Source organism: Devosia sp., from assembly GCF_036676215.1.
Taxonomy (GTDB): Bacteria; Pseudomonadota; Alphaproteobacteria; order Rhizobiales; family Devosiaceae; genus Devosia.
In genome coordinates, this window is the sequence record NZ_JAKFDJ010000149.1 from 1 (window position 1) to 24258 (window position 24258).

General features: G+C 64.4%; 19 protein-coding genes and 1 pseudogene. 5 read left to right on the top strand and 15 right to left on the bottom strand.

What is annotated here, in order from left to right:
* The 3 genes and pseudogenes from V6M52_RS12845 to cysG all read left to right on the top strand — a co-directional run.
* Positions 1 to 150 (top strand): annotated as a pseudogene (locus V6M52_RS12845) (tRNA-(guanine-N1)-methyltransferase); the annotation flags it as partial.
* On the top strand, positions 147 to 2786 hold the full coding sequence (locus V6M52_RS12850) for a nitrate reductase (RefSeq protein WP_332701304.1): 2640 nt from the start codon (positions 147 to 149) through the stop codon (positions 2784 to 2786). The pseudogene V6M52_RS12845 and the gene V6M52_RS12850, both read left to right, overlap by 4 nt.
* Entirely contained in the window at positions 2758 to 4203 is a 1446-nt protein-coding gene (cysG, locus tag V6M52_RS12855; RefSeq protein ID WP_332701305.1) for a siroheme synthase CysG, read from the top strand. The genes V6M52_RS12850 and cysG overlap by 29 nt, the downstream gene beginning before the upstream one ends.
* Positions 4204 to 4228: 25 nt before the next feature.
* On the opposite strand, the gene V6M52_RS12860 is transcribed toward cysG, so the two are convergent.
* The 9 genes from V6M52_RS12860 to V6M52_RS12900 form a co-directional block, all read right to left on the bottom strand.
* Positions 4229 to 5890, bottom strand: coding sequence for a urocanate hydratase (locus V6M52_RS12860; protein ID WP_332701306.1), 1662 nt, complete (start codon positions 5888 to 5890; stop codon positions 4229 to 4231).
* 63 nt (positions 5891 to 5953) lie between these two features.
* Entirely contained in the window at positions 5954 to 7042 is a 1089-nt protein-coding gene (locus V6M52_RS12865) for a DUF917 domain-containing protein (RefSeq protein ID WP_332701307.1), read from the bottom strand.
* On the bottom strand, positions 7043 to 8296 hold the full coding sequence (locus V6M52_RS12870) for a Zn-dependent hydrolase (RefSeq protein ID WP_332701308.1): 1254 nt from the start codon (positions 8294 to 8296) through the stop codon (positions 7043 to 7045). It lies immediately after the preceding gene.
* Positions 8293 to 9648, bottom strand: a complete 1356-nt coding sequence (locus V6M52_RS12875; RefSeq protein WP_332701309.1) for a dihydroorotase — start codon at positions 9646 to 9648, stop codon at positions 8293 to 8295. The genes V6M52_RS12870 and V6M52_RS12875 overlap by 4 nt, the downstream gene beginning before the upstream one ends.
* 165 nt (positions 9649 to 9813) lie before the next feature.
* The gene (locus tag V6M52_RS12880) at positions 9814 to 10566 is read right to left on the bottom strand and encodes an ABC transporter permease (RefSeq protein ID WP_332691335.1); all 753 of its coding nucleotides are present in this window, start codon (positions 10564 to 10566) and stop codon (positions 9814 to 9816) included.
* Positions 10563 to 11498: an ABC transporter ATP-binding protein gene (locus tag V6M52_RS12885; protein ID WP_332701310.1), complete on the bottom strand. Its 936-nt coding sequence runs from the start codon at positions 11496 to 11498 to the stop codon at positions 10563 to 10565. The genes V6M52_RS12880 and V6M52_RS12885 overlap by 4 nt, the downstream gene beginning before the upstream one ends.
* Before the next feature lie 172 nt (positions 11499 to 11670).
* A complete protein-coding gene (locus V6M52_RS12890) occupies positions 11671 to 12861 on the bottom strand; it encodes an ABC transporter permease (RefSeq protein WP_332701311.1) in 1191 nt (396 codons plus the stop codon).
* A gap of 186 nt (positions 12862 to 13047) precedes the next feature.
* Complete coding sequence (gene osmF, locus V6M52_RS12895; protein WP_332701312.1) at positions 13048 to 13959, bottom strand: glycine betaine ABC transporter substrate-binding protein OsmF; 912 nt, start codon at positions 13957 to 13959, stop codon at positions 13048 to 13050.
* Positions 13960 to 14039: 80 nt separating this feature from the next.
* Positions 14040 to 15584 (bottom strand): aromatic amino acid lyase, encoded by a 1545-nt coding sequence (locus V6M52_RS12900; protein WP_332701313.1) that lies wholly within the window; start codon positions 15582 to 15584, stop codon positions 14040 to 14042.
* 144 nt (positions 15585 to 15728) lie between these two features.
* On the opposite strand from V6M52_RS12900, the gene V6M52_RS12905 reads away from it, so the two are divergent.
* Positions 15729 to 17000, top strand: coding sequence for a DUF3422 domain-containing protein (locus V6M52_RS12905; protein WP_332701314.1), 1272 nt, complete (start codon positions 15729 to 15731; stop codon positions 16998 to 17000).
* A gap of 163 nt (positions 17001 to 17163) precedes the next feature.
* Here V6M52_RS12905 and rhaM read toward each other — a convergent pair whose 3' ends face one another.
* The 6 genes from rhaM to V6M52_RS12935 all read right to left on the bottom strand — a co-directional run bounded on the left by rhaM (position 17164) and on the right by V6M52_RS12935 (position 23012).
* Positions 17164 to 17496 (bottom strand): L-rhamnose mutarotase, encoded by a 333-nt coding sequence (gene rhaM / locus V6M52_RS12910; protein WP_332701315.1) that lies wholly within the window; start codon positions 17494 to 17496, stop codon positions 17164 to 17166.
* Positions 17493 to 18491: an ABC transporter permease gene (locus tag V6M52_RS12915; RefSeq protein WP_332701316.1), complete on the bottom strand. Its 999-nt coding sequence runs from the start codon at positions 18489 to 18491 to the stop codon at positions 17493 to 17495. Before V6M52_RS12915 ends, rhaM begins: the two co-directional genes overlap by 4 nt.
* Complete coding sequence (locus V6M52_RS12920; RefSeq protein WP_332701317.1) at positions 18488 to 19465, bottom strand: ABC transporter permease; 978 nt, start codon at positions 19463 to 19465, stop codon at positions 18488 to 18490. The genes V6M52_RS12915 and V6M52_RS12920 overlap by 4 nt, the downstream gene beginning before the upstream one ends.
* On the bottom strand, positions 19462 to 20967 hold the full coding sequence (locus tag V6M52_RS12925; protein WP_332701318.1) for a sugar ABC transporter ATP-binding protein: 1506 nt from the start codon (positions 20965 to 20967) through the stop codon (positions 19462 to 19464). Before V6M52_RS12925 ends, V6M52_RS12920 begins: the two co-directional genes overlap by 4 nt.
* 208 nt (positions 20968 to 21175) lie before the next feature.
* Positions 21176 to 22162: a rhamnose ABC transporter substrate-binding protein gene (rhaS, locus tag V6M52_RS12930; RefSeq protein WP_332701319.1), complete on the bottom strand. Its 987-nt coding sequence runs from the start codon at positions 22160 to 22162 to the stop codon at positions 21176 to 21178.
* A 43-nt stretch (positions 22163 to 22205) separates the two neighbouring features.
* Complete coding sequence (locus V6M52_RS12935) at positions 22206 to 23012, bottom strand: DeoR/GlpR family DNA-binding transcription regulator (protein WP_332686003.1); 807 nt, start codon at positions 23010 to 23012, stop codon at positions 22206 to 22208.
* 185 nt (positions 23013 to 23197) lie between these two features.
* Here V6M52_RS12935 and V6M52_RS12940 point away from each other — a divergent pair.
* Positions 23198 to 24258, top strand: a 1061-nt coding sequence (locus V6M52_RS12940; protein ID WP_332701320.1) for a class II aldolase, incomplete at its 3' end; no start/stop codon positions are given.

Below are 24258 nucleotides of genomic sequence, written 5' to 3' on the forward strand. Positions count from 1 at the left end.
ACCTGCCCGCTGCACAACTGGGTGTTCGACCTGGCGACGGGTCAGGCGCTCGGCGCCGATGAGGGCCAGGTCAAGACCTTCCCGACCGAGGTCGTCGACGGCCGCATCTTCATGGCCTACGAAATGGCCAGCATGGCGGCTGCCGAATGAACCAGCCGCTTGCCAGCACGACCATCCGCACCACCTGCCCCTATTGCGGGGTCGGTTGTGGCGTGCTGGCGACGCCACAAGTTGACGGTTCGGTGGCCATCGCGGGCGACCCCGACCATCCCGCCAATTTCGGGCGTCTCTGCTCGAAAGGGTCGGCCCTGGGGGAGACCCTGTCGCTTGATGGTCGCTTGCTCTACCCCGAAAGCGATGGCGCCAGGGTGACTTGGGACCAGGCGCTCGGGCGGGTTGCCAACACGTTCAAGCAGACCATCGCTGAATTCGGACCGGATTCGGTGGCCATTTATGGCTCGGGCCAGTTGCTCACCGAGGATTACTACGTCGCCAACAAGCTGATGAAGGGCTTCATCGGCTCGGGCAACATGGACACCAATTCGCGGCTCTGCATGGCCTCGTCCGTCGCCGGCCACAAGCGCGCCTTCGGTTCCGATACGGTGCCGGGCAATTACGAAGACCTGGAGCTCGCCGACCTCATCGTCCTGGTCGGCTCCAATCTTGGCTGGTGTCATCCGGTGCTCTACCAGCGCATCGTCAAGGCCAAGGCCGAGCGCCCGGACATGCGCATCGTGCTCATCGATCCGCGCCGCACCGTCACCGCCGATATCGCCGATCTGCACCTCGCTGTGCAATCCGACGGCGACAGCGCCCTGTTCGTCGGGCTGCTCGCCCATCTTGCTCGCAACGGCATCACCGCGCCCGATTTCGTCGAGGCGCATACCAGTGGGCTCGATGCGACCCTGCTCGTCGCCGAAGACTGGTCCGCTGCCCGTGTCGCCAGCACCACCGGCCTGTCCGAAAAATCGGTCGAGCTGTTTTACGACTGGTTTGCCCGCACTGAGAAGACGGTCACGGTCTATTCGCAGGGCGTCAACCAGTCGGCATCGGGTACCGACAAGGTCAATGCCATCATCAACTGCCACTTGCTGACCGGCCGCATTGGCCGGCCCGGCATGGGTCCCTTCTCGGTCACCGGCCAGCCCAATGCGATGGGCGGCCGCGAGGTGGGCGGGCTGGCCAATATGCTGGCTGCCCATATGGACTTCACCCCTGAGGCCATCGACCGCGTGGGTCGATTTTGGGGCAGCGAGAGAGTCGCCACCAAGCCGGGGCTAAAGGCCGTCGACCTGTTCGCGGCCATGGCGCGCGGTGAGATCAAGGCCGTCTGGATCATGGCGACCAACCCCGTCGACTCCATGCCCGAAGCGGACGCCGTTCGCGCTGCCCTCGCGGCCTGCCCCTTTGTCGTGGTCTCCGACATGTCCGCCCAGACGGACACCGGCGTCACCGCTCACGTCCGCCTACCCGCTGCCGGCTGGGGCGAGAAAGACGGCACCGTCACCAATTCAGAGCGCCGCATTTCGCGCCAGCGTCCCTTCCTGGCCTTGCCCGGCGAGGTCCGCCCTGACTGGTGGATCATCAAGGAAGTCGGCAAGCGCATGGGCTTTGCCCACGCCTTCAGCTATTTCAGCCCCGCGCAGATCTTTGCTGAACACGTGGCCCTCTCGGCCTTTGAGAATGACGGCGGACGCGACTTCGATCTCTCCGGCCTCGCCGGTGCCGACTATGCCAACCTGGCGCCCACACAATGGCCGGTACGCCGCAAACCCGCCGCCCGCATGTTCGGCGATGGCGCATTCTTCACCGGCGATGGCAAGGCGCGTTTCGTGCCTGTCCTGCCGCCCCCGCCCTTCGCGCCGGCACCGGGCAGCTTCATCCTTAATACTGGCCGCGTGCGTGATCATTGGCACACCATGACGCGCACCGGCAAAACCGCGCGCCTTTCGGCGCATTACGCCGAGCCTTTCGTGGAAATCCATCCGGCCGACGCCGAAGCGCTCAATATCCGCCGCGCCAGTCTGGTGCGTCTCAGTAACCGGCATGGCAGCGCCATCGTGCGGGCGCTGGTCACCGATCGTCAGCGGCGCGGTCACCTCTTCGTGCCGATGCACTGGACCGACCAGTTTGCCTCCAATGGCCGCATCGATGCGCTGGTCACCGCCAAGGTCGACCCGTTTTCCGCCCAGCCGGCCCTCAAGATGGCCGAAGTGCACGCCGATCCGGTTCACACCCGAATTTACGGCTTCTTCGCCTCGGCCCGCCGCCCCGTGCTCGATGCGGGCTATTGGGCGATTGCCGAGGCTATCGGCGGCACGCGCGGCGAGCTCGGCTGGTTCGAGGAACCGGCTGATTGGACGGACTGGCTCAGGAGCGCGTTCGACCTGCCCCATGAGGCCAACATCGAATCCGTACTCGACGCCCGGTCCGGTCGCCGCAGCTTTGCTGTCATCGACAATGGCCACCTTGTCGTCGCGCTCTACACGGCGCCCGATCCGGTGCTGGTGTCGCGCCAGTGGGCGACCGGCCTGCTCGCCGAAGGCAATCTCAGCGCCTCATCGGTTCTCGCCGGCAGGCCCGGCGCCGACATGCCCGATAGCGGCGCCATCATCTGCTCGTGCTTTTCGGTAGGCATCAACACCATTACCGCTGCGGTAACCCTGCAGGGCTGCAGCACTGTCGAAGCGGTCGGTGCCTGCACCAGGGCCGGCACCAATTGCGGCTCCTGCCGCGCCGAAATCAGGGGGATCATCGATGCGAGTCGTCTCCAGGCAGCCGAATAACAACCGCCCTGACCGCGTCGCCCCACTGGCTGTCCTGCCGGTCTTTTTTGACCTGGCGGGCAAGCGAGTGGTCGCCATCGGCGGCTCGGAACCCGCCACCTGGAAGATCGAACTGCTCGCCGCCGCCGGGGCGCATGTGCAGGTGCTGGCGCCCATCGGCGAATGGTGCGACGACCTCATTGCCCTGGCTGAAACAGGCGCGGCCGCAGGCACGATCAGCCTGGTCGATTGCCACTGGGCGCCGTGCGATCTGTCCGGCGCGGCACTCGCCGTCGCCGACATCGAGGACGATGCGGAAGCCCTGGCTTTCATCGAAGCGGCCCGCGATGCCAGCGTGCCCTACAATGTGATCGACCGGCCCGAATTCTGCCAGTTCCAGTTCGGCAGCATCGTCAATCGCTCGCCGGTGGTCGTTGGCATTTCTACAGCGGGCGCGGCCCCCATTCTCGGTCAGGCGGTGCGCCGTCGTATCGAGACGCTGCTCCCAAGCACGCTCAGCGCCTGGGCACAGCTCGCCCAACAGGTGCGATCCAGTGTCATGGAGCGCCTGGAAGCCGGCCCGCAGCGCCGCGCTTTCTGGGAGCGTCTGGTCGACCGGGCCTTCGGCGATAGTGCACCCACGGCGATGGATGCCGATATCGACGTGGTCAGAGCCGCACCCCCCACGGGTCGCGTCACGCTGGTCGGCGCCGGTCCGGGCGATGCCGACCTGCTCACCATCAAGGCGGTCCGCGCGCTACAATCCGCCGACGTCATCCTGTTCGACGACCTCGTCTCTACGGAAGTGCTCGAACTGGCCCGCCGCGAGGCCAAGCGCATGCTGGTGGGCAAGCGCGCTGCCCGCGAAAGCTGCCGCCAGGAAGACATCAACGACATGATGCTGACGCTAGCCCGGCAGGGCAAGCATGTGGTCCGTCTCAAGTCCGGCGACCCGATGATCTTCGGCCGTGCTGGCGAGGAGATCGAGATGCTCGAACAGCACGGCATCGCCGTCACCGTGGTGCCCGGCGTTACCGCCGCCCTCGCGCTGGCCAGCCGGCTCGGCGTTTCGCTGACCCATCGCGACCATGCCCAGTCGGTGCGTTTCGTCACCGGCCATTCACGCAAGGGCGTGCTGCCGGAAACCCTCAACTGGGTGGCACTCGCCGACTCCGCCACCACCAGCGTCTATTACATGAGCCGGCGGACCTTGCCCCAGATCGTCAGCCAGCTCCGGGCGCAGGGCATGAGCCTTGAGACGCCAGCGATCATTGCCGGCAATGTCGGCCGGGCCGACGAGCAGGTCTGGCGCGGAACAGTTGGGGAAGCGGTCCAGGCGGTAGAGGCCTTCCCGCTGTCAGCACCAACGATCTTTGCGGTGGGCGACGCGCTGAAGCAGCGTGCGGTTGCCGGTGTCGCGCTGGCGGTGAGCGCCTGACCCAGGCAACGCGTGGGCTGAAGCTTCAGCCCACCGCGATGTGCCCGATCCCCTTGCTGGCAATCTCGTCCAGGCTCTCGTCATATCCCGCATCAGCGTAGCGCATAACGCCCAGCGCCGTGTCGTTGGTCAGCGCATGCTCAAGCCGCTCGTCGCCGCCCGGCGTCCCGTCGGCAATAACGGTCACCCCTGCAGAGGTCATATACCCCGCATAGCCGCCGCCGCCTGAGTGGACCACCACCAGATCGGCCATGGATGAGCACAACAGCATTGCATCGAGGATCGGCCAATCGGCGATGGCGTCCGATCCATCCTTCATCGACTCGGTCATGATATTGGGGTGCGCCATCGCCCCGGCATCTAGGTGGTCGCGGCTGAAGGCCACCGGTCCCGCCAGCGTGCCATCCGCCACCATGGCGTTCACCGCCCGCGCCAGCGCCGTGCGTTCGCCGTGGCCGAGCCAGGCGATACGGGCCGGCAGGCCTTCGAACGGCACATACTGGCGGGCAAGCGATATCCAGTTGGTGACGATCCTGTTTTCCGGGAACATTTCGAGCAGTTTGTCATCGATCTTGCGAATGTCCTCGGCATCGCCGGACAGCGCCATCCAGCGGAACGGCCCGATGGCGCGGGCAAAGAGCGGGCGCAGATAGGCTTCGGTGAAAATCTTGATGTCGAAGGCATTCTCCACCCCGCCCGCCTTGGCGTGGGTGCGGATCAGGTTGCCATTGTCGAACACTTCGCTGCCGGCCTGCTGGAAGGCGAGCATGGCGCGGACATGATCGACGATTGAAGCCCGACTCGCCGCCATCAACTGTCCCGGTCCCTCGACGCGCAGGCGCTTGACCTCGTCGAGCGACATGCCCTTGGGGACATAGCCATAGACCAGGTCGTGTGCCGAGGTCTGGTCGGTGACGATATCGGGCACGATGCCGCGCCGTGCGATCTCGGGGTAGATTTCGGCGGCGTTGCCGACGAGGCCGATGGAGGTCGCGCGCCTTTCCGCAACCGCCTTGTCGATCATGGCCAAAGCCGTATCGAGGTCAGGGGCGATTTCTTCGAGATAGCCGATCTCCTTGCGCTTGCGCGCCCGCTCGGGGTCGATGTCGACGCAGAGGATGGCCGCACCCGCCATGCGCCCGGCCAGCGGCTGCGCGCCGCCCATGCCGCCGAGGCCAGCGGTGAGGATGAACCGGCCTGCCAGCGACCCGCCGAATCGGTTCTCGGCGATGTGCATGAAAATCTCGTACGTACCCTGGATGACGCCCTGGCTGCCGATATATTGCCAGGCGCCGGCCGTCAGCCCGCCCCAGCAGATCAGCCCCTTCTTCTCGAGCTCGTAGAACACTTCCGCCTTGGCCCACTGCCCGACGATGTTGCAATTGGCCATGATCACCAGCGGCGCCTTGGCATGGGTCTTGAGCAGACCGATGGGCTTGCCGGACTGAATGATGAGCGTCTGGTCCTCATCCATGCGCAGCAGCGTTTCGACGATGGCCTTGTGGCTCGCCCAGTTGCGGGCGGCCTTACCCAAAGCCGCATAGACGATCAGCTCATCGGGGTTCTCACCAACCGCAAGAACGTTTTCCAGCAGGCGCAGTAAAGCCTCCTGCCGCCAGCCCTTGGCGCGCAGTTCCGGGCCGCCGGGTATGGGGAAGTTGGGGTGACGGGGATTGGGTGTGGGCATTTTTCTCGCTCTTTCTTCACCTCTCCCTTTGGGGGAGAGGTAAGACAGGTCAGATCGCCATTCCTAGCCCAGCGCATACTTCGCCAGTTCGATCCCCATGCGTTCTTCCACGAAGGGGTACACTGCCGGGTCAAGCACGGACGAGCTCAGCGGAATGATCGTCTTGGGCACGTGCAGCACGAAGACATAGAGGCCCAGGCCAAGCTGCCCCACCGAAAGCGCCTGCCCGGCGGCGTCGAGCGTGGTGATAACGTCGGGGAAGGTGGCGAGCCGCGTGCCGCCGGCGTCTTCCACCGCCATATATTCGTTCATCACATGCAGCGTGGTCGCCTTGTCGCCCTCGCCCAGGGTGATGCGGCCGATATCGAAGGCTTCCCTGGTATAGGTCACGTCCAGATCAGTGATGTAGCCCTTGGTGAGAATGGTGCCACCCGTCGTCGCGACAATGGCATCGATCATCTTGCCCGGCCCTTTGCCCTCGGCCGCGATCATCGCTTCGCCGAGCTTCAGCGCCAGCGAGATACCGCCCAAGGCGGCGTGTTTCTGCACATAGCTCGCCCGCAGCGGATTGCGGCAGGAGGCGATGAAGCCGCCCGACATGTCGGCCGCCGTGCGCAGGATGGGCGAGACCTTGGCTGTCGCCCCGCGCGTCACCAGCTCGATATAGCGGTTTTCCGCGCGATTGCCGCCTACCGCCGTCTGGATCATCTGTTCGGGCGATCCGGCCATGCCGATCGAGCCCATGTCGCCGGTGGGATGGGCGCGAATATCGCCCACCGCGTCCACGACTTTTAGCCCCAGCGCCGCAGAGGGCAACCAGCCATTGAGCGTCGATGACTTGCCGTTTTGCCCCACCATCAGCCCGCTGAGCTTTTCGCCCAATGCATCCTGCAGCAATTGCACAGCCTTGATGTAATCGACGCCCCGCATTTCCCACGGCGTGGTCGACGCGGGCGCGCCGATGGCAGCGGCAGTGGCCACCCAATCGTCGGCATCGAGTTCTTCGATGCTGACCAGCTCGGGCTTGCCGATGCTCACAGCCGCATGACCCAGCATGCGGCCATGATCGGCCCAGCCGCCACCGCCCGCCGCATAGACGGAGCCGCCCCGGACCGCCGCCTCGACGTCTTTTTCGGTCAGGATGCGCCCCATTCAGGTCTTCCCTTGCAGTTTGGTGTCGAGCGCCCGCACGGCGTCCAGCAGGACGGCGGCGCCCAGCGCGATATCCTCGGCGGTGGCGAATTCATCCGCTGAATGGCTGCGGCCATCGAGGCAGGGCACGAAGATCATCGCGGCCTTGGTGATGCGCGCCATCCAGGCCGTGTCGTGCCCGGCGCCCGACGCCATGCGGCGATGTCGGGCTCCGGCGCTGTCGCAGGCGGCATCGAGCACGGCGAGCACATCCGGGTCGCACGCCGTCGGCTGATTGTCCGAGACAATGCGCGGCGCCTGCACCGTGACGCCGGTCTTTTCGGCAATCGCCGCGACGCCCTTGGCCAGTTCCTCGATGAACCGCTCCATGTCCTGGCGCAATTCGGCCCGTGCATCGATCAGCATGCGAACCCGTGCCGGCACCACATTGGCAGCGTTGGGGGTCATCTCGAATTCCCCCACTGTCGCGGCAAAGTGCTGGTCGCCGCTGGCCAGCGCCTTGCCCAGTTCCTCGACGCCCAGCGCGATCCAGGCCGCCGTGGTCAGCGCATCCTTGCGCGATCCCATGGGCGTCGTCCCTGCATGATCGGCCCGGCCTTCGACTATGACCTCGATGCGGGTAATGCCGGCAATGGCCGCTACAACGCCAACGTCGAGCTTGTCATCCTGCAGCACTGGCCCCTGCTCGATATGCAGCTCGAGAAAGGCCTTGATGTCGTCGCGCTGGGCCAGGCGGTGAGTGGCGCCGCCGACCGAGGCTATCGCTTTTTCCAGCGTCAGCCCGTCGCTTTCGCGCGCCAGCCATTCAGCCGGTCGGGTGCCGCTCATGCCGCGGCTGCCGATGCAGGAAACGCCGAAAATCGACACCTCCTCGGCGAGGAAGTCCACCACTTCCAGCGTATGCTCGAGCACCACGCCCCGGTCCCGCAGGGCCCGCGCCACCTCCAGCGCTGCGACGACACCGGCAATGCCGTCAAATCGTCCGCCATCCGGGACCGTGTCGGAATGCGATCCCAGCATGATCGTGCCCAGTTGCGGGTGCTTGCCGGGGATGGTCCCCACCAGATTGCCCGCCGCATCGATCTGAGTCACCGCGCCGGCCTCCCGCATCGCCTTTTCCAGCCATTTGCGCCCTTCGAGGAACATCGGGGTGAAGGCGCGACGGGTCCAGGGTCGCCCCGGCTCGGTGATCGCCGCCAACGCGTCGATATCGGCAGCGATGCGCTCGGCGCGGATGGAAGTGTTTGGAATCAAGCCTTTACCTCCGGTCGAACGAAGCGCCCGATGCCCGGTTCGGCCACCGCGGTGCCGTCGAACACCTGCTGCCCGCGCAGATAGGTCAGGCCCACCGTCCAGGGCAGTTCGATGCCGTTATAGGGGGACCAGCCAACGACATTGTGGCCGCTGGCGGCTGCGTCGTAGCGCTTGGGACGAGGGAAGAGCACTGTTATATCAGCATCTTTTCCGGCCGTTAGCGCGCCTTTCTGCGCCAGCCGGAAGTGCCTGGCCGGGTTTTCGGCCATCAGTCTGGCGGCCCAGGTCAGCGGGATATCGCGCTGTAGCGCGCCCATGACGAAGAGTGGCACCATGACTTCGAGACCAGGCACGCCGGAAGCATTGGCCAGCATGCTGGCACTATTCTTGCGGTTTGCTGACCAGCTGACGTGGTCGGTCGAGACCAGCGTGACATTGCCCGCCCGCACATGCTCCCAAAGCTTCTCCACTTCGGCGCGCGACCGGATCGGCGGGTTGATCTTGGCCTTGCCGCCAAGCCGGGCGACGTCGTTTTCTTCGTCGAGCGTCAGATAGTGGATGCAGCATTCGATGGTCGCGGCATAGCCCTGGTCGCGATAGAGGCGGGCGATGTCGTAGCCACGGCTGAGTGAGCAGTGAACCACATGGGCCGGGCAACCGGTGGCGGCTCCGGTCTCGTAAATCTGCAGGCTGGCTAAAAGTTCGGCCAGTGGCGGCCGGCTCATGCCATGGGCACGATAGTCGGTGATCCCCAATGCCTCTACCTTGGCCATGGCGGCGCGGACCATTTCATCGTCTTCATTGTGCACGCCGGCCGTCAGGCCGGTCTTGGCCACGGCCGCGAAGCACTCTTCGAGCAAAGCCGGCGGAATGCGCGGGAAGCGCACCGGATCGGTGCCGAAGGTCGAAAATTTGAAGGCGGCCACCCCGGCCTCGGCCTGTTCGGCGATGCGGCTGGCGCCTTCCTCCGGATTGATCGTGCCGTAGAGGGCAAAATCGACCCGGGCCTGAGGCTCGGCATGGGCGACCTTGGCGCGCACGGCCTCGGCCGAGCAGACCAGATTGCCCTCGTCATAGGGCATGTCGACAATGGTGGTGACGCCACCCGCGGCGGCTGAGCGGGTCGACCAGATGAAATCTTCCTGGTTCTTCTGGCTCAGCGAATGCACCTGGGCGTCGATGGCGCCGGGCAGGATCAGCGCCGTGCCCAGTTCGTGCCGCTCATGCGCCGAGGGCGCCTTGCCCTCGCCGACATGGATCACCTTGCCGCCGCGCACGGCGACATAGCCGTCTTCAATGATGAGGCCGGGCAGGACGACCGTGCCGGACAGGACGAGGTCGAAATCGGACATACTATTTCTCCATACCCACCGACCCTCCTCTCTGCCCTTGCGGGAGAGGGTGGATCGGCGAAGCCGAGACGGGTGAGGGGTTGCAATCGCGAGAGCAGAAAGGACCCCTCATCCGCCCCTTCGGGGCACCTTCTCCCGCAAGGGGAGAAGGGAAAAGAAGAGCGCTCACGCCGTCGCCCTCCCCAATTGCCCCGTGCGCGCCATCAGGAACCGCTCCAGCGCCGCGAGTGCATCATAGATTAGCACGGCCAGAACGCCCACGATCAGCCCGCCCTGCAGCACGAAGGCGGTATTGCTCGACAATAGCCCCGCAATGATCACTTCGCCCAGCGTGCGCGCGGCGACGGTGGAACCGATGGTTGCCGTGGCCAGCGAGATCACCACGGACAGTCGTACGCCCGCCAGGATCACCGGCAGGGCCAGCGGTAGTTCCACCTTCACCAGCCGTTGCCAGCCGGTCATGCCCATGCCCTTGGCGGCGTCGGTCACGGTTGGCGGCAGATTGGTCAGGCCGGTCAGCGTGTTCTCGAAGATCGGCAGCAGCCCATAGAGGAACAGGGCCAGTAGCGTCGGTTGCCAGCCAAAACCCAGCATGGGTACGGCGAGGGCCAGGACCGCAACGGGCGGAAAGGTCTGGCCAATATTGGCGAGGCTGCGCGAGAGCGGCAGGAACTCGGCGCCAAAGGGACGGGTGACGATGATGGCCAGGCCGACGGCCAGAATGGTTGAGGCGAGCGTGGCAAGCAGAACCAGCTTGAGGTGCTCGACGGTAATATCGAGCAGGCTGCCCTGATTGTAGATCGCCGGCTGGTTGTTCTTGGTGAAGAGGTTGAAGAACCCGCTGAACAGGTCCGGGCTCACCAGCAGCAGCACCAGAGTGGCCAGAACCAGAGCGCGGATAAGGTTGCCGAGCGTCATTGCGGACGCGCCGCCAGTCGCGACAGCTGGGCCAGAGTCACCTGCCCCACAATCTGCCCATCGCGCTGCACCGGCAAAGCGGGCCGGCCCGACCACAATAGTTCCGCATAGGCATCGCGCAGCGACGCCGTGACCTCGATGGGCTGGCCCTCGACTTCGCCGTCTTCAATATGGTCGGCAACCTTGGCCAGCGACAACAGGCGGAACGGGCGCTCACTGGTGCCGATCAGTTCGGCCACGAAGGGCGACGCCGGGTTGGCGATGATCTCGGCCGGTTTGGCGGATTGCAGCAGCTTGCCCTTGTCCATCACCGCAATGGTATCGCCCAGATGGATCGCCTCTTCCATGTCATGGGTCACCAGAACCACGGTGGTGCCGAACTTGCGCTGGATGGCGAGCAGATCCTCCTGCGCCTTGGCGCGGATCACCGGGTCAAGCGCGCCATAGGGTTCGTCCATCAACAGGATATTGGGCTCGGCGGCCAGCGCTCGCGCCACGCCGACGCGCTGCTGCTGGCCGCCCGACAGTTCATGCGGCAGGCGATCGCGGAACTCGGCCGGATCGAGCTGGAAGAGGCTGAGCAGTTCATCGACGCGGTTGGCGGTTTTGGCCTTGTCCCAGCCCAGCAGCTTGGGCACGGTCGCCACGTTTTGCGCCACAGTGCGGTGGGGAAACAGGCCATGGCCCTGGATGGCATAGCCGATGCGGCGGCGCAGTTCGTAGGCGGGAATGCCCGCGATATCCTGACCGTCGATACGGATATGGCCGGAGGTCGGCTCGACCAGCTTGTTGATCATCCGCATCAGCGTGGTCTTGCCCGAGCCGGAGGTGCCGACGATGACGCAGATAGTATGCGGCTCGATGGTCAGCGTCACATGGTCGACGACAGTGGTCGCATCGTAGGTCTTGGTGATGTCGTCGATTTCGATCATGCAACGGGTCCCCGTGGGAGTGGAAAGAGCCCCCTCACCCGTCTCGGCCTGCGGCCGATCCACCCTCTCCCACGAGGGGAGAGGGGGAGCCCGGTGCCTCCCAAAGCTGGGAGTCCCCCTTCTCCCCTTGTGGGAGAAGGTGCCCGAAGGGCGGATGATGGGGTTGCCGGGCTCATCGCCGTCCTCCCCGGCTGGTCATCTCAACCAAGGCATCGAGCACCACGGCGGCGGCGAAGGCCAGCGCCACTGTCGGCACGGCGCCCAGCAGCACCAGGTCCATGGCTGTCTGGCCAATGCCCTGGAAGACGAAGACGCCAAAGCCGCCACCGCCGATCAGCGCGGCGATAGTGGCCAGCCCGATATTTTGCACCAGCACGATGCGGATGCCGGTGAGGATGACCGGAAAGGCCAGCGGCAGTTCGACCCCCATCAGCCGCTGCGCGCCGGTCATGCCCATGCCCTTGGCCGCATCCACGGCGGCAGGCGATACGCTGAGGAGCCCGACCACGGTGTTGGAGACGATGGGCAGCAGCGAATAGGCGAACAATGCCACCATGGCCGGCGCCACGCCGATGCCGGAAATTCCGATCTCCGAAGCGCCCGGCACATTGGCTGCCACCCATGCCAGCGGCGCGATCAGGAGGCCAAAGAGCGCGATGGAGGGAATGGTCTGGACGATGTTGAGTACGTTCAGCACCGCAGCCCGCACCGGCCTGACCTTGTAGCAGAGGATGCCGACCGGCAGGCCGGCCACACTCGCTATGGCCACCGAGCCAAAGGCCAGCGCCATATGCGTCCGCGCCTCGGCCCAGAAGGCGGTCGCCCGCGTGGCATATTCCTTGAGCATGGAGAGGTCGTTCCAGCTGCCGCTCCACAGCAGCAGGGCCATGGCCGCGGCCACCACGACCAAGATGCCGATCCGTACCAGCGGCGCGAAGCGCAGCCGCGTCAGGGCATCGGTGACCAGCAGGGCAAAGGCGAAAACGAGGAGCCAGAAACCGGCGCCGGGAGATACGCGGGCAAAGGTGTCGCCTTCAGGCGTCAGGTAGCTGCCGGACCAACCGATGAATGCAAGGAGCACGGCCAGCACGACGAAGCCGACAGCCAGCTTGGCGATGATGGGGAAGCGCAGCAGCGCGGTCCCGAATCCGATCAGCAGCACCGCGGCGAGGAGGATGGCGGGCAGTTCGGGCAAGGCAGTGAGCAAGGAACGCGCCTCACCGGGCACGATGCGATTGGCGCGAAACAGCGCGAAAGGCAGCGCGGCGCCGGCGGCGGCGATGAACGCGATCAGCACGCCCAGCTTGTCGAGCGCAAGCCAGGTGGGTCGAGCGGCGCTGATGGTCGTGTCGGCGATGCTCATGTGGCTCCGGCTGGTCAGTCGCTGGCTTCGCTGGGGCGGATCGCCCCTCGCCCTACCCTCTCCCCGAAGGGGCGAGGGTTTCAGAACTGCGCGAGTGGCAATATCTCGCCACGACCGCCGCGCAGGCTCCCTCGCCCCTTCGGGGAGAGGGGTGGGGTGAGGGGCCTGCCCTCACCCAGCCGTCAGTTAGCTCAGGAAGCCGCCCTGGGTCAGGTAGTCGGTGGCCACGGCCGCAGCCGCCTCGCCGCCAACCTGCACCCGGCCATTGAGGTCCTGCAGCACTTCGAGAGTCAGGCCTTCAAACACCGGTTTCAGCAGTTCTTCGATCTGCGGGTATTCGGCCAGCACTTCCTCGCGGATGATCGGGGAGGGCTGATAGACCGGCTGCACGCCCTTGTCGTCTTCCAGCACCTTGAGGCCCGAGGGGGCAATGCCGCCGTCCGTGCCATAGACCATGGCGGCGTTGGCGCCGTTGGTTTGCTGAGCCGCAGCCGCGATGGTCGCCGCAGTGTCACCACCCGACAGGGTGATCAACTGATCGGGGCTCAGGGTAAAGCCGTAGACCTCCTGGAACTTGGGCAAAGCGGCCGGCGAGTTCACGAACTCGGCCGATGCTGCAAGCTTGACCTCGCCGCCACCGGCAACCCACGCGCCGAATTCGGTGAAGGTGTTGAGGCTGTTGGCTTCGGCGACATCGTTGCGGACCGCCACGGCCCAGGTGTTATTGGCCGGCGACGGGGTCAGCCAGACGATCTTGTTGGCTTCGAAGTCGAGCTTGGCGGCTTCGGCATAGGCCGAGGCGGCGTCGTTCCACAGCGGGTCGTCGGCCTTTTCGAAGAAGAAGGCGGCGTTGCCGGTATATTCCGGGTAGATGTCGATTTCGCCCGCGGTGATCGCTTCGCGCACGATCGGCGTGCCGCCAAGCTGGATACGGTCTTCGACGGGAATGTCGTTGGCTTCGAGCACCTGCTTGATGATGTTGCCCAGCACACCGCCCTCGGTGTCGATCTTGGACGAGACGACGACCTGGGCATTGGCGGCGGTCACCGAGATAGCGAGCGCAGCGACGGCACTCAGAAGCTTGGATGTGAGGCGCATTGGTTTCTCCGTTTTCTCCGGGTCCGAACCCGGCTGTCCCTAACGTAACGTCTTGGTGGAATTGGGCGAGGCCGTAGATTCTAGGCGATCGGACCCAGGGCGAAAAACTCGTCCAACTCCATAATCGTCGAGTGAGAAATTAGTTCGTTCATAAGCGCGTCCGATGCCAGGGCATGTTCGACCGCTTCGACCTCGGCCGATAACGGCCGATCCTGCCAGTATGTGTCAGCATGCTGGCGCACGAGGGCATAGATGATGCCCGGAACATTGCCGGGGCGATCGCCCGTGATGTCCATCGCCTGTGCTGCCAGCATGGCTTCGAGCGCGGCAAGACGCTTAAGAGCCAGCACCTGCCGCTCGAACCGCTCGACGATCAAGGGCAGAAATGTCGCTTCGTCCTCGATGCCGCCGGCCACCACCATGGAGTTGGCGGAGATGGGGTTGGTCATGGTCAGCACGCGGGCGAACAATTCGCCCGCCAGCTTGATGATCGGCCCGAAGCCGGTGGCGATGGCACCAGGCTGCACCAGGTTCACCGGCAGGCCGCGGCGCTGACCATTGCCGAGCAGCACACAGCGATTGAAGGCGTTGCGGGCGATGTGGGCCAAGCCCAGTTGCGCGGTCTGCAGGAACACGGTGACGTCGAGCGGCAGCGAGCCGCCTGACGTCAGCACCTGTCCACCCGCGACCACAGGATTGTCGTCGGTCCGCCCGGTGGCGGCCAGCAGGATCTTGCCGGCCGCCACCAGCGTCTCGAAGCCGGTGGCAAAGACCTGGCTCATCATGCGCAGCGAGAGCGGGTCCTGAATGTGGGTCGCGTCGGGCCAGTCCCAGCCCATGGCGTTGAAGTAGAGCCAGGCGCCGATACCGGCTTCGCGCTCGGTGCCGACATGGGCCACAGCCTTCCACGGATCGCGCGACGCGCCCAGTGCGCCCGCCGTGGTCAGGCCCGTCGCCAGCATGACGCGCACCGTGCCGGCGGCATCGCGAATGGCACTGGCCGCAGCGGCATAGCCAACGGCATTGGTCGAGATCGAAGCGAGACTGTCGCGCGGCGCCAGGCGGAAGGCCTTGAGCCCGGCCGCCGCCAGGGCGTCCGCCGCCGACTGCCGGCGCCCCTCGAAAACCGCCTCGCCCGCGCCGGTCAGTACCGCGCCGATCTGGCCCATCAGGCCGATATCGGCGCAGCCGATCGAGCCCGTCCGCCGCACGACGGGCACCACATCGGCCGCAAGCAGCGCCAGATAGGCATGCACCAGATCGGTGGTGCAACCCACCCGTCCGGTCAGCGCCATATTGACGCGAATTGCCATGGCCGTGCGAACAATCTCGTCGGGAAAGGCTTCGCCGGTGCCAAAGTGATGCGCTCGCACCAGCCCCATATTGAACGTGTCGAGCTGGTCGGCGGACCACTCAACGTCCTTCATGGCGCCAACGCCTGTGGTCGAGCCATAGACCGGTTGGCCGCTCTCTATGGTGTCTTCGACCACGACACGCGCCCGCGCCACGCGCTCCAGAGCTTCCGCATCGGCCAGCAGCCGCGCCTTGCGCGCACCAATCCGGGCCATATCGGAAAAGCTCAGCGGCTTGCCGCTGAGCGTGATGGGAGCGCCGTGCACTGTCATCGCCAATTCATTCATGGGGCCAAGCTAGCGGCCCTGCGGCCCGCAGGCAAATGGACTCGACTAAAGTCGCGCGCCTTAACGCCTCATTGCCAAATCTCTGCGCCGAGCGCCTCGTTGGCGATCACCTATGCATCGAGGCCAGACTTGTTCCCTATTCTGCCTGCCGAACACCCGTATCGCTCGGCTATCATGGACGAGGTTCATGCGCGCCCGGTGGAGATCGTTCCGCAAACCTGCCGGCTGCGGCGGCTGGTCGTGGTGATGCCCGCCCGGCCGGGCGCGATGATGGATGTGTTCAGGCGCTTCGAGGCGTTCTGTGCGGAACGCGGCGTTGGCGTGCCAGCGGCGTCGACGCGGCAGCACAGCTTCGATACGGCGACGCGGCATGTGACCTGGGAATTTCACACCGAGTTCGTCACCGTCTCCTGGCGAACCGGTCTCGATGACCAGATCAACTTGCCCGACGACCTGGGCCTGGAAGCGCTGTCGGACGGTCTGCTGATTGGCGCGATGCGCATCGACGTCATTAGCGATCGCACCATTCCGGACCGCCTGCTGCCTGGCTTCAACCTGGCCAGCCTGTGCCTCGCCGATATCGAAACTGGCAATGGACAGGTGGCGACCGACTTCGTGCCCGACGCCGACCAGTTCACCCGCTTCGAGCTGGCCGCGGGAAATCTGACAGAGCTACGCCGGTCGATCATCTGCCGGCGCCTGCTGGAGGTGGAAACCTACCGCACCATGGCCCTGCTCGGCCTGCCGCTGGCGCGGTCTGCGTCGCCCGAACTGCGCGTCATCGAGAACGAGCTGACGGCGCTGATGGAAGGCCTGTCCGAGGCCGTTACCCTGCCCGCGGTGCAGGCCGCGCTTTCGCAACTGCATGCCTTGCTGGTCCGTTCGGGCCAGCTGGCCGAGCGGCTCGACTATCGCTTTGCGGCCAGCCATGCCTATGGCGATGTGCTGCGCATGCGGCTGGCCGGCCTGCGCGAGAGCGGCACAACGCGCGGCTCGACGCTGACGCATTATATCGGCAACCGGGTCGATCCGGGGCTGGCCACCTGCCGCGCCATGGAGAAGCGGCTGAATGTGGTTTCCGGCAAGATTGAACGCGCTATTGCCATGCTGGACGTACGCATCGGCGTGGACATGCAGGTGCAGAATGCCGCCGTGCTCGACCGGATCGCGGCCACTGCGCGCAGCCAGTTCCTGCTGCAGCGCACGGTTGAGGGCCTATCGACCATTGCCATCAGCTATTATCTGCTCGGCATCATCAGCTACGCGATGGCGGGTCCGTTGGGCTGGTTGCACTGGGACAAGACCATGACGCTGTCGATCGCGGCGCCATTCGTGGTGCTGGTGGTGTGGCTCATGGCCCGCGCCGTCCGCCGGTCGCATACGCCTGAAACGCTAAAGTGATCGCTTTAGCGTTGAAAGTTGGGCGCGTCTCCTTTAGTTAAGGCATACCTTAATTAACAGGACCAGAACCATGGCATACCTGCTTTCGGCGATGATCGAGAAGCGCAAGCGCGAGTGGATCGCGCGGCTGGATCGCCTGGCAAGAGTACTCGCGGGCTGAGCGTCACTTCATCCAGAACATCGGCACGAGATCGATGGTGATCGGTTCGTTCTGGTCATTGGTCGCCATGACATCGGCCATATGCGCCCACCAGCGCCGCATCACCGCGGTGTTCGGCAGGTCGGCCATGGTGTGATCCTTGCGCCGCCACAGCACGCCGAAGAGGGTGTTGGTCTCTTCATCGAGATGGATCGAATAGTCCTTCACCCCGGCCTGATGCAGCAGGTCCACCAGCTCGGGAAAGATCTCGTCATGGCGCTTGCGATACTCGGCCGCCATGCCGGGATTGAGCTGCATCTTGAAGGCGTGCTTTTCGTAGCCGGCATCCTCGATCATGCGCGCTGCCTCCACATGCGGAACAGGATGGGCAGTGCGATGACCACGATCAGCAGCGAGCCGGTGAAGATGGTCATCACGATGCCTGGCACGTTGAGCAGGCCCAACCCGAAGGTCACCAGACCCACGATCAGCGCTGCCAGCACCACGCCAAGGATAGAGCCGGCACCACCCAGGATCGAGACTCCACCGAGTACCACCATGGTGATGGCTTCGAGTTCAAAGCCCTCGGCGATCGATGGACGTGTCGAACCCAGTCGCGCCGTCAGCAGCACGGCCGCCAAGCCGCTCATCAGCCCGGTCAGGCAGAACAGGATAAACTTGATGCGGTCGACGCGCACGCCGGAGAACTGCGCGGCGACGCTGTTATTGCCGATGGCAAAGATGCGGCGGCCGAAATTGGTGCGGTGCAGCAGGACCCAGTAGATGAGGGCGAAACCCAAGAACAGCACCAGCTCGAACGAGATCACCCACCAGACATAGCCCTGGCCGAACCAGGAAAAGCTAGGCGGATAGCCCTTGAAGCTCTGGTCGCCCAGAATGATGAAGGCGATGCCGCGGAACAGGCTCATCGTGCCGATGGTGACGACGATGGAGGGCAGCTTGAGCCCGGTCACGAGGAACCCGTTGAACGCGCCGCAAGCGATACCCACGCCCACGCCAACAGCCACCAGCGCGGGCGTATCAGCGCCATATTGCAGCGCCAGCCCCATCATGGTCGAGGCCAGCGCGATGATTGCTGCCACCGACAGGTCGATTTCGCCCGAAATGATCAGCAGCGCCATCGCCAGCGCGATCAGCGCCTTTTCGGTGAAGTTGAAGGTGAGGTCGGAGAGGCTCCAGGCGTTGAGGAAATAGGGCGACGCCAGGGAATTGAGGATGAAGATCCCCAAGGCCACCAGAACGAGCAGGCTCTCCCAGCTCAGCACGGCCGAGCGGAGCGGATTGTCGAGGCGGTCAGGCAGGCTGCGGCCGGTTGCTGTGGTATCGGTCATGCGGCTTCAGCCTTCTTGAGAATGATCCGGCCCTTGCGGCGTTCGCCGCGCGCGTTCAGCACCACGGCCAGCAGGATCGCAGAGCCCGAGATCGCCATCTGCCAGAAGGGCGAGATATTGATCACCGGCAAAGCATTGTTGATGACGCCGAGGAAGATCGCCCCGAGCAGCACGCCCGGCACGGTGCCAATGCCGCCGGCAATCGACACGCCGCCGATGACGCAGGCTGCGATAATGGTCAGCTCATAGCCGCCGGCCACTTCCACCGAGGCAATCACGTAGCGCGAAATCCAGAGATAGCCGCACAAGCCAGCGACGGCCCCGGCAATGACGAAGGCATAGAACTTGGTTCGCCCGACATTGATGCCGGTATAGACCGAGGCCGTGGGATTGACGCCGATGGCGTAAAAGGCCCGGCCGAGCGGCGTCCGCGTCATCACCACGAAGAACAGGACTGCGGTCGCGATGGCGAACCAGCTCAGCAGGGGCAGACCGAGAAACACCATGCGCTGCAACGCGATGAAGTCCGGGCTCATCTGCGCCGCGTTGACCCAGGCGCCGCCGGAAATCACAAAGACCAGGCCACGGAAGATCGTCAGCGTGCCCAGCGTCACCACGATGGGCGGTATATTGAGCTTCCACACCAGGATGCCGTTGAAGGCGCCCAGGCCGGCGCCGATAACCACGCACATTGCTATCAGCAGCGGGATCGGCACGCCGGGGAAAGCCGCGTTGGTCATGGCGACGATCATACCGGTCAGTGCCAGGTTCGAGGCCATGGACAGGTCGATGGAGCGTGTCAGGATGACCGCCATCTGCCCCAGCGCCAGCATCATCAGGATGGAGGTGTCGTTGAAGATGGTCAGCAGGTTGCCCGGCTGGGCGAAGCGCGGGAAGCGCGCCGTCACCAGCACGAGGACCAGCAGGATTGCCAGACCCAGCCAGATTTCCCGGTGTTTGCTCAGGGTTTTCATGCTGCCTGCTCCTCGGCAATGCCGGCAGCCAGCCGCACCAGTGTCTCGGGCTTGAGGCCCTTGTTTTCGAGCGTGTCGATGATCCTCCCCTCGCGCATCACGACGATACGGTCGCTCATGCCGAGCACTTCGGGCAATTCGGACGAGACCATGATCACGCTCAGCCCCTGCGCCACCAGTTCACCCATGAACTCATGCACGGCGGCCTTGGAGCCGATATCGATGCCCTTGGTCGGCTCATCGAGGATGATCACCTTGGGGAGGGTGGCCAGCCACTTGGCGATCACCACTTTCTGCTGGTTACCGCCCGACAGGGTCGAGACGTCCTGGCTCAACGAAGAGGCACGCAGGTCGAGCCGCTCGGTATAGGTGCGCGCCAACGCGAATTCCTCGGCCATGCGCAGGAAGCCGGACTTGGATGTCTTGCCCAGCGAGGGCAGCGACACGTTCTTGAAGATCGGCTCGCCCGTGATCACGCCCTGCTTGCCGCGCTCCTCGGGCACATAGACGATGCCCGCCTCGACCGCGTCGGCGGGAGACTTCGGCGCAATGGCCTGCCCGTCCAGCACCATCGTGCCGCCCGAAGGCCGCGTCAGCCCGAACACGGCCTGCATCACTTCGGAACGCCCTGCGCCCACCAGGCCGTAGAAGCCCAGGATTTCGCCCTTGCGCACCGCAAAAGAGATGTTCTCGAACTCGGTGGGATGGCTAAGTCCCTTGGCCTCGAGCACAACCTCGCCGATCACGGCGACCCGTTCGGGGAAGATATGGTCCACCGGTCGGCCCACCATCATCTGCACGACCTGGTTTTGCGTCGTGTCCTTGATGAAGCCCTTGCCCACCTGCTCACCATCGCGGAATACAGTGAAGCGGTCGGCGATGCGATAGATCTCGTCGAACTTGTGGCTGATGAAAAGGATAGCCTTGCCGTCCTGCTTGAGCAGCTCGATGAGAACATAGAGCTCCTCGATTTCCTTCTGGCTCAGCGCCGCCGTCGGCTCGTCCATGATGACGACGCGCGCATCGATGGAGAGCGCACGGGCCACGGCCACCAGGTGCTTCTTGGCGATGCCGAGTTCCTTGAGCTTGATATCCGGATCGATCCCGGCGGCCATGGAATCCAGCGTCTCCCTGGCTTCGGCCCGCATCGTGCGCCAATCGATCATCCCGAAGCGATTGCGCGGCGCGTGGCCCAGATAGATATTTTCAGCGACCGTCATCTCGTCGAACAGCACGGTCTCCTGATGGATCGCGGTGATCCCCACGGCAGAAGCCGAATGCGCCGTCGGCAGCGTCACGACCTGCCCGTCAATGCGGATTTCGCCGGCGTCGGGCTGATAGATGCCGGTCAGCGTCTTCACCAGTGTCGACTTTCCCGCCCCGTTCTCGCCGATCAGCGCCGTGACTTCGCCGGCATAGAGTTCCAGCGACACATCATGGAGGGCCCGCACGCCGGGGAAGGTCTTGGATATGCCGGAAAGAGTGAGGATGGGGTCGGTCATAAATTGTCTCGTTCTGGCCGCGAGGTTTCAGTCGACACCCTCCCCCTTGCGGGGAGGGATCAAGGGTGGGGGGTGGTTGGCCCGGATATCGGGGCTCCCAGCACCCCCTCCCAGCCTCCCCCGTCGAGGGGGAGGTGCCGCCCGGTGATCGGGTTGAATCGCAGCTCATTCGTACGGCCCCGGCGCCAAAGCGCCGGAGCCGGTAGCATCAATAGATCTTGGAGAATTCTTCGATGTTCGAAGCATCGAAGGTGAAGGGAGCAGCCATGGCGCCCGAGTTGGTGTCGTCGAGGGTCAGGTCGCCCATGCGGCCCATCGAGAGGGTTGCGCCGGGAGCAGCCTCGCCGCCTTCAACGAGGGCATTGGCCAGCATAACGGCCGAGTAACCCAGGTCGATCGGGTTCCACAGGGCAACCGCCTGCGAAGCGCCGTTGTCGATGAACTGCTTGAACTCGGACGGCAGCGCCAGGCCGGTCACGTTGACCTTGCCGATGAGGTTCTGGTCGGTCACGACCTGGGCGGCAGCCACGACACCGACGGTGGTCGGAGCAATGATGGCCTTGAGGTCGGGATAGGAGGCGATCAGGCCCTTGGCTTCGTCGGTCGACTTGACCGAGTCGTCATCGCCATAAACCACGGCGACGAGGTTGATGTTGGCGAACTTCTCGGGCAGCGCAGCCTTGGCGGCCTCGATCCAGGCATTCTGGTTGGTCGCGGTCGAGGCGGCCGAAAGGATGGCGACGTCGCCGCCTTCCGGCAGGTAATCGGCAGCCAGCTTGATGATGGTTTCGCCGATCAGGTCGATATCGGACGGGTTGAGGTGAAGCTGACGGCCTTCGGGAGCGACGCCCGAATCCCAGCTGATCACCTTGATGCCGCGTTCCATGGCCTTCTGCAGGGCGGGAACGAGAGCGTCCGGATCGTTGGCGGAGATGGCGATGGCATCGACCTGCTGGGCGATCAGCGAGTTGATGACTTCGATCTGGGCTTCGGCGGTGGCGGCGGTCGGGCCGGTATAGATGACTTCGACATCACCCAGTTCGGCGGCAGCCTCCTGGGCGCCCTTGTTGGCGGCATCGAAGAAACCGTTGCCGAGCGACTTCACCACGAGGGCGATGCGGGTCTGGGCATAGGCCGGGGCGGCGAGCAGCACTGCTACGGCAGTGGTAGCGGCCAAAATCTTCAAGAGTTTCATAGGTAATCCCTCCCTGGGACGTTCTGGTCTTGGTCTTTAGGTCTCACGCGAACGTCGCCTGACGATCGGCATGAGCAGTCGTCTCCGCCACGATGAGTCGCACACCTGCCGTTTCCAGCATTTGACGATCTTCGTCGCGGATGCCGCTGTCGGTGATGACGGCGGTTATTCGGTCGAGCCCACACAGGATGAGGCTCGATCTCCCCGAAAACTTGGATGAGTCAGCCAGCACAATCAGCTCCTCCGCCTGCCCGATCAGGCCGAGCTCGGACTGGACGACCATCGGATCGGCCTCCATCAGTCCGTGCGCGCCGATGCCCTGGCAGCCGATGAACATGCGCTTGGCATAGAAATGCGATGCCACCACGCCGCCGAAGGGCGAAAGAATGACATTCTGCTCGCGATAGACCGTGCCGCCGGGAATGACGACCGAGTTGCGCGAATTGTGGATGAGGAATTCGGCGATGCCGAAGCTGTTGGTGAAGACCGAGAGCCGGCGGCCCGTCAGGTAATGCACCATCTGATAGGTGGTGGTGCCGCCATTGATGATGATTGGCTCACCATCCTTGCACAGCTCGGCGGCGGCGCGGGCGATAGCCCGCTTCTGCGCGATGTTGATCGTTTCGTTCACGGAAAACGGCCGGCCCATCAGTCCGCCCTGCTCAGGCGGCGTGAGCGCTTCGGCGCCGCCGCGCACCCGGCGCAGTTCGCCCCGCACATGCAGCGCGGCAATGTCGCGACGAATGGTGGCTTCGGAGGAGCCGGTCACCTCGCAAAGCTCGGCAACAGTCGCCACGGGCCGCGTCTGAACGGCCGCTATGATCACTCTCTGGCGCTCGGTTTCATGCAAGGCTGGTATCTCCCTGGCGCATTCCTTCACACCGATTTCAATCAGTGTCAATCATCAAACAATCAACTTCGAACCACTTTGGCGCGATATGCGCGTTCATGATTGTTTGTGATTGACAGGCATGATCGATCGTGGCCATGTCCGGCCAATCAATCTGACCACCAATACCCTCTGGGAGGAGTCTCATGTCCACATCAGCGCCCAAGCGCCTCGCGAACCTTTGGGACGATGCCAAGGCCGCCGCGATGAGCGAGCCGGAACGCCTCGTCTATCGGAGCAACCTGCTCGGCAGCGACAAGCGCGTCACCAATTACGGTGGCGGCAACACCTCCTCCAAGATCTTCCAGAAGGATCCGCTCACCGGCCAGGACGTCGAAGTCCTGTGGGTCAAAGGTTCGGGCGGCGACAGCGCTTCGATCAAGCTCGATGGCTTCTCGACGCTCTATATGGACAAGCTCCGGGCCCTCAAGGGCCTCTATCGCGGCGTCGAATTCGAAGACGAGATGGTGGGCTACCTGCCCCACGCCACGTTCAACCTCAACCCGCGCGCAGCCTCGATCGATACGCCGCTCCATGCCTATGTGAACCACCCTTATGTGGACCACATGCATCCCGACGCGATCATCGCTATCGCTGCTTCGGTCAATTCCAAGGAACTGACCAAGCAGATCTTCGGCGACAGCATCGGCTGGCTGCCGTGGAAGAAGCCGGGCTTCGAGCTCGGCCTGTGGCTGGGCAAATATTGCGAAGAGAACCCAAACTCAAAGGGCCTGATCCTCGAGTCGCATGGCCTGTTCACCTGGGGCGACACGCCCAAGGAATGTTACGAAACCACGATTGCGATCATCAACCAGGCCATCGCGTGGTTCGAGCAGCAGACCGAAGGCAAGACCATTTTCGGTGGCGCCGCCGTCCCGTCTCTGCCGGCCGAACAGCGCCGCGCCATTGCCGCCAAGCTGATGCCGAAAATCCGTGGCCTGATCTCCGAAGACAGCCACAAGCTGGGTCATTTCGATGACTCGGCCGCCGTGCTGGAATTCGTCAATTCCAACAATCTGCGTCCGCTTGCGGCTCTGGGCACCTCCTGCCCCGACCATTTCCTGCGCACCAAGATCCGTCCGCTGGTGATCGAATTCGATCCGGCCAATCCGGATATCGACGCCGTCGTCGCCAATATCCCCGAGGACATCGCCGCCTATCGCGTCGATTACCAGGCCTATTACGACCGCTGCAAACACGACAATTC

Excerpts from the sequence above, each read along its gene's own strand:
- V6M52_RS12850 (WP_332701304.1), top strand. The coding sequence starts at position 147 with ATGAACCAGCCGCTTGCCAGCACGACCATCCGCACCACCTGCCCCTAT.
- cysG (WP_332701305.1), top strand. The coding sequence starts at position 2,758 with ATGCGAGTCGTCTCCAGGCAGCCGAATAACAACCGCCCTGACCGCGTC.
- V6M52_RS12860 (WP_332701306.1), bottom strand. The coding sequence starts at position 5,890 with ATGCCCACACCCAATCCCCGTCACCCCAACTTCCCCATACCCGGCGGC.
- V6M52_RS12865 (WP_332701307.1), bottom strand. The coding sequence starts at position 7,042 with ATGGGGCGCATCCTGACCGAAAAAGACGTCGAGGCGGCGGTCCGGGGC.
- V6M52_RS12875 (WP_332701309.1), bottom strand. The coding sequence starts at position 9,648 with ATGTCCGATTTCGACCTCGTCCTGTCCGGCACGGTCGTCCTGCCCGGC.
- V6M52_RS12880 (WP_332691335.1), bottom strand. The coding sequence starts at position 10,566 with ATGACGCTCGGCAACCTTATCCGCGCTCTGGTTCTGGCCACTCTGGTG.
- V6M52_RS12885 (WP_332701310.1), bottom strand. The coding sequence starts at position 11,498 with ATGATCGAAATCGACGACATCACCAAGACCTACGATGCGACCACTGTC.
- V6M52_RS12890 (WP_332701311.1), bottom strand. The coding sequence starts at position 12,861 with ATGAGCATCGCCGACACGACCATCAGCGCCGCTCGACCCACCTGGCTT.
- osmF (WP_332701312.1), bottom strand. The coding sequence starts at position 13,959 with ATGCGCCTCACATCCAAGCTTCTGAGTGCCGTCGCTGCGCTCGCTATC.
- V6M52_RS12900 (WP_332701313.1), bottom strand. The coding sequence starts at position 15,584 with ATGACAGTGCACGGCGCTCCCATCACGCTCAGCGGCAAGCCGCTGAGC.
- rhaM (WP_332701315.1), bottom strand. The coding sequence starts at position 17,496 with ATGATCGAGGATGCCGGCTACGAAAAGCACGCCTTCAAGATGCAGCTC.
- V6M52_RS12915 (WP_332701316.1), bottom strand. The coding sequence starts at position 18,491 with ATGACCGATACCACAGCAACCGGCCGCAGCCTGCCTGACCGCCTCGAC.
- V6M52_RS12920 (WP_332701317.1), bottom strand. The coding sequence starts at position 19,465 with ATGAAAACCCTGAGCAAACACCGGGAAATCTGGCTGGGTCTGGCAATC.
- V6M52_RS12925 (WP_332701318.1), bottom strand. The coding sequence starts at position 20,967 with ATGACCGACCCCATCCTCACTCTTTCCGGCATATCCAAGACCTTCCCC.
- rhaS (WP_332701319.1), bottom strand. The coding sequence starts at position 22,162 with ATGAAACTCTTGAAGATTTTGGCCGCTACCACTGCCGTAGCAGTGCTG.